4 protein-coding genes and 1 pseudogene are annotated in these 4,962 nt (G+C 43.1%); 3 read left to right on the top strand and 2 right to left on the bottom strand.

Annotation, left to right across the window (positions count from 1 at the left end):
* Positions 1–392: 392 nt before the first annotated feature.
* Positions 393–1,163, bottom strand: coding sequence for a 5'/3'-nucleotidase SurE (surE, locus tag Q0668_RS24915; RefSeq protein ID WP_298869264.1), 771 nt, complete (start codon positions 1,161–1,163; stop codon positions 393–395).
* Positions 1,164–1,265: 102 nt separating this feature from the next.
* Between surE and Q0668_RS24910 the strand changes: the two genes are divergently transcribed.
* A complete protein-coding gene (locus tag Q0668_RS24910; protein ID WP_298869263.1) occupies positions 1,266–1,907 on the top strand; it encodes a nucleotidyltransferase family protein in 642 nt (213 codons plus the stop codon).
* Between the two features lie 402 nt (positions 1,908–2,309).
* A complete protein-coding gene (locus Q0668_RS24905) occupies positions 2,310–3,641 on the top strand; it encodes a hypothetical protein (protein WP_298869262.1) in 1,332 nt (443 codons plus the stop codon).
* Positions 3,642–3,819: 178 nt separating this feature from the next.
* Here Q0668_RS24905 and Q0668_RS24900 read toward each other — a convergent pair whose 3' ends face one another.
* Complete coding sequence (locus tag Q0668_RS24900; RefSeq protein ID WP_298869265.1) at positions 3,820–4,146, bottom strand: hypothetical protein; 327 nt, start codon at positions 4,144–4,146, stop codon at positions 3,820–3,822.
* Between the two features lie 260 nt (positions 4,147–4,406).
* Here Q0668_RS24900 and Q0668_RS24895 point away from each other — a divergent pair.
* Positions 4,407–4,622 (top strand): annotated as a pseudogene (locus Q0668_RS24895) (hypothetical protein); the annotation flags it as partial.
* Between the last annotated feature and the right edge of the window lie 340 nt (positions 4,623–4,962).

Here is a 4,962-nt window from a genome sequence, read left to right as displayed (position 1 = left end):
ATAGGATTTTTCGTAAAATCAGATTGTCTGTTTCGACAATATTTTGTAGCAGTTCACTGGATTGCAATTTCGGGAAAGCCTCTGATAATAATCGGGAAGTGGGTCGAGCGCTTTCCAGCTGATCTTCGTGGTTCACTGCTCACCTCTCAATAGCCTGATTGATGCAGAATCTAAGCCAAGATCTGCCGGCTGGTTTAGAGTCGATTTCGTTAAAGAGGCAGTCAGATATGACTGCAAAAGTTGAAATCTCATAAAAAATAATCCTGAGTGTGAATTCACTCTCATTTGATTATCCTACATTGTTGAGCAGGGAAAAGTCAAACTTTGAAGACAGCTGAAAACCTGATTCAAGAGCGATTGAAAGACTTCTCGTCTCGCTTCAGATCGAACTCTCAGTTTGCTCTAATAGTCAATGATTTATTTAATTTTGTGTGATCCGTTAAATCATAATTGAGAGGAGTGACAGTCACAAATCCTTCAGCAAGTTCGTGGATGTCAGTCCCTGCTTCTACTTGATGATTCATAATTGGATCCAGACCACTCCAGTAATAAGGTCGTCCACGAGGATCAAGCCTTTTTTCCATCACATCGATGTGGCGTTTGACTCCCAAAGATACCCACTTCACACCACGAGGCCATTCAGGTCTGGTTTCTGGAAAATTCACATTCCACAGTCCACCCGAGTCTGAATGATCTTGCAGCAACTTTTTTATAATCGGAATACTTTGTGCAGCGCATTGATCGTAGTCAGGTTTGATGTCGTTGGAAAAACTACTGGCAGTTGATATGGCGATCGAGGGGATGCCTGCAAAAGCTCCTTCAATGGCTCCGGCTACCGTTCCAGAGTACAGCACATTGATTCCGACATTGGAACCAGAGTTAATTCCGCTCACAATGAGATCGGGACGGGGTGAACAGAATTCAAGAATTCCTAATTTCACACAATCTGCTGGACTACCAGCAACCGCCCAACCCCAGTGCTTTTCTCCTTCGAACTCCTGATGTACCATAAGGGGATGTAAATAAGTAATACTTAAGCCAACACCACTTTGCTCTGATAAAGGAGCAACAACCTCGACCTCTCCCAGTTCTGCCAGGGCCTTTTGCAGACTCCTGATACCGGGGGCATGAATTCCATCGTCATTTGTTAATAAGATTTGCACGAATCGACCTCAAAAACAGACATAAAGGGAGTACTCACATTTTTTGTGATTCTTTGATCATCAACCAATCAAATTATCTCTAATTTATGAGATTATATCCAAATGAACCATGTTAATACACCACCACGACTATTCGCCATTATTCCTGCTGCGGGAAAGAGTCGCCGTATGGGTACACACAAACTACTGCTTTCACTCGGGAAGGAAACAGTGATCCAAAGATTGGTTCGTGAATTAAACAATTCTTTTGTGACAAAAACTGTCATTGTGGCTAGAAAGGATGATCATCTATTAGAAGAACACGTATCTGGAATGGATATTCAATTGATTCAGCCTGAAACGGATCCTCCCGATATGAAAGCCAGTGTTCTCGTTGCATTAGAATGGATCAATACGCATTCTCAGCCCTCTGAAGAGGATAGTTGGCTGTTAATCCCTGCAGATCATCCTCTACTCAGTAGAGCCCTGTTAGCATCGCTCTACGATGCCTGGGGGAACAGCAACTCGTCCTGCATGATTCCCACTTTTCAGGGGCAAAAAGGTCATCCTGCTTTTTTTCGTTGGCCGGTTTCAAAAGAAATCTTGCAACTTAATGAAGATGAAGGAATTAATGCTTTATGGAAAAAGCAAAAGTTTCAGCCTGTATTACTTGAATGCAATCATCCGGAAATTCTGATTGATCTGGATACACCCGCAGATTACGAATACGTAAAACAACATTATTCAAAAGAGCATGGAACTTGAATGCATCCACTCATTTAGATGTTTTAATGCTTGGTGTCAAATGGAAAATCGTGTGTGGTATTTGCAGCTCATGTTGATATCTGACAATAGGTTAAGTTCACATGTTGTTGAATTTGTGAAACTTTAATGGTGATAACGATTATAAAGTGAAACACTACACCACCTCTTCACTAAAGACGCATATCGTCCTTTTTTCCTCAAGTTACCAAAACTATGTGATCTATGCTTGAGTGCTAAATGTAACAATAGGATCTGATTTTGTTTTTTCCATGTATGATGTTAGCTTTTGATTTGCATCTTTTTTCGGATCATGTCAATAATGAAGGCAGTCATATATGAAATGAAAAGTCGGAACGCGCACACTTTCATCATGTGACGAAACTTTTTTTGGAGGGGGGAATAATGAGAAATACTTTAGCCTTAGTGTTTGCCAGCGTGGCAATCCTGGCTGTCAATGATTCCGCGGAAGCCTGCAGGTATTTTGGAGCAGCAAGCTATAACTGTTGTCCAACAGTAGCCTGCCAACCGACGGCCTGTTATACGGCTTGTCGTGTTGAGCGCAAAACATGCTATCGTACAGTTTACGATCAGGTTTTAGAGCCTCAGCAGTATACGGCTTATCGCACTGAATATGAGACAGTCTATGAAGACAAGCAGCAAACTTGTTATCGCATGGTGAATGAAACCGTTTACCGCAATGAAGAATACACGGTACAAAAGCCGGTATTCGAGACTTCAGAACGTGAAGAACGTTACACAGTGCGTCGCCCTGTGGTCGAGACTAAGTACCGTGATTGCAGTTATCAGGTACAACGTCCTATCTGGGAAAATCACGAACGAGAGTGCCGACGTACGGTCATGCGGCCGGTTGTGGAAACCATCGAACAGGAGTGCCGCAAGACGGTCATGCGTCCTGTTACGGAAACCATCAATCAGGAACGTTGTTACACAGTCATGAAACCGGTCACCACTTCGCGAACGGTCTACCGTTTACGTGGTGTATGGGAAACACGCCAGGTTCATAAACCGGGCAAATGTCGCCCTTGCTGGTCGACTGATGCTTGTGGACGACCTGTGATGAGTATGGTGCAGGTTCCAGGTAAAACATCCTGCCGTAAGGTCTGGAGACTGCGTAAAGTTGCTTGTCAGGTTCCTTGTACCAAGTATGTGCCTCAGGTAGTTCGCCAGAACTGTCCGGTTCAAGTCACACGTTATGTTCCTGAAGTCGTTGTGAATAAAATCCCGGTCAAAGTCTGCAAAATGGTTCCTGAAGTGGTTGTCACAAAGGTACCTTACCGGACATGCCGCTGGGTGACAGAGACTGTAGCACAGAAAGTTCCTTATAAGACTTGTAAGTGGGTCTGCGAAGAAAAAGTTCGCAAGGTTCCTGTGCAATCTTGTCGAATGGTTTCTGAGAAATGCACTAGAAAAGTTGCTGAGTGTGTTACTCGTAAGGTTCCATTTACTGTAACACATCGTGTTGCTCGTTGTGTACCTAAGCAGGTAACAGTCAACTGCACGCGTTATGTCTCCAAGTGTGTAGCTCGTCAAGTTCCTTATGAGGTCTGCACGATGGTTCCGACAACAGTCTGTCCTACTACCGCTTGTGCAACTGGCAATTGTAATTTGGCTCCTGAAAGTCGGGAATCAGCCAAACCAGTGGTTCCTCAACCAAAGCCAGAACCTGAAGCAAATCCAAAATCAGCACCAGCAAAACCAAAGGTTTCCGCTTAGTCTGATTTGTGATTCGCATATGATGTAAAATGAAAGCGACAGATTTCAAAGGAAATCTGTCGCTTTTTTTATAGCTTCCCCATAAGGTTTGACGAAAAGAATTCAACTCTTTGCTTCCGATGATCCCCTGGAATGACTTAAGCCATTCCAGGGGATCAATCGTCAGCAAAATCAAATCTTAATATCCGCCTTCTGATCGCAGTCCTTCTGCGCCGCAGACAATATCACAACTTGTGTTCAAGTCGCAGTCATCAAAGGCATCATCAAATTCACTGCCCATCACGTAGCTTTTAGTTTTGCCGTGGCTACCTGACCAGAATCCGGTGAAGGCATAAGTCTGGTTTAAAGCACCAATGGCGTTAGAGACGTCGTTCAATTCTGTATTGACAGCGACGGCTACTTCGCTCAAGCCAACAATCATAGCCAGAACGGCAATAGTTAAAACCAAGACTAACTCAGCAGAAATGATAAAACCTGCTTCATCATTGTACAAGCGGTGTACGATACGCAACATGGTAGAGTCCCCTTTACTTACTGGTAGAAAACGCCAAAAAGTCGATGCGTTGACCTTCGGCTATGTGAGAGAGTTTTTCTTTTCGTGAGAGAGTAAAAAAACTTCGGGCATTTTCTTTGAATTAATGATCCAGGAAAATTGCCTGTGAATACAATATGCAGAGGGTGTGCCTGACGGGGGAATTTTGACTGAAATACGTTGGATGTGGTCGAATCAGAATCGAATTATCCCTAATGATTCCCTTTGTTTACGCTGTAAACACTGAATTAAACGATATTTCAAACGCAATCGGAGCACTCAACCAGAGCTATGCTTACACTGGTTTCATTGGAGATGGTGGAAAAACCAAAAGTTTCTACGCTGGCTCTCGCTTCGCTGATGCTGCAGATGACTGTGACCTGAACACAACTTGTGATCTGGTAACTGGTACTGCAGTTATTACTGCTGCTGAAGGAACCACATTCTAATCGTAAGTTAACGATTTGGATGAGAATCTAAAGACTCTGCTCAGTTCGCTTACTGGGCAGAGTCATTTACAAAACTCAGTTTTGTCAAGAATTCAACAACAGGTAAAAGTATCAGTCTCTTCCGAAGACTGAAAATTAAAGAAGTTAGTCAATTCCTTGACAGCCCCTTTAACAGACTGTTTAAGTTCATTGATAGTTAGTGTTGCCTGAAAGCAACCAATTGATCTTTCTAACGCTTTGTGACTCTCTCATCGACTATCTGTGTAAATTCTATCATTGATTACATTTATCCGATATTTCCCATTTGGGTTGAGCCAGGAATCGATCCAGGCTCGAATCA

It is taken from the genome of uncultured Gimesia sp. (assembly GCF_937910335.1).
Taxonomy (GTDB): Bacteria; Planctomycetota; Planctomycetia; order Planctomycetales; family Planctomycetaceae; genus Gimesia.
Note: the sequence above shows the minus strand (reverse complement) of the source record. Positions and strands in the feature narration are given on the sequence as shown.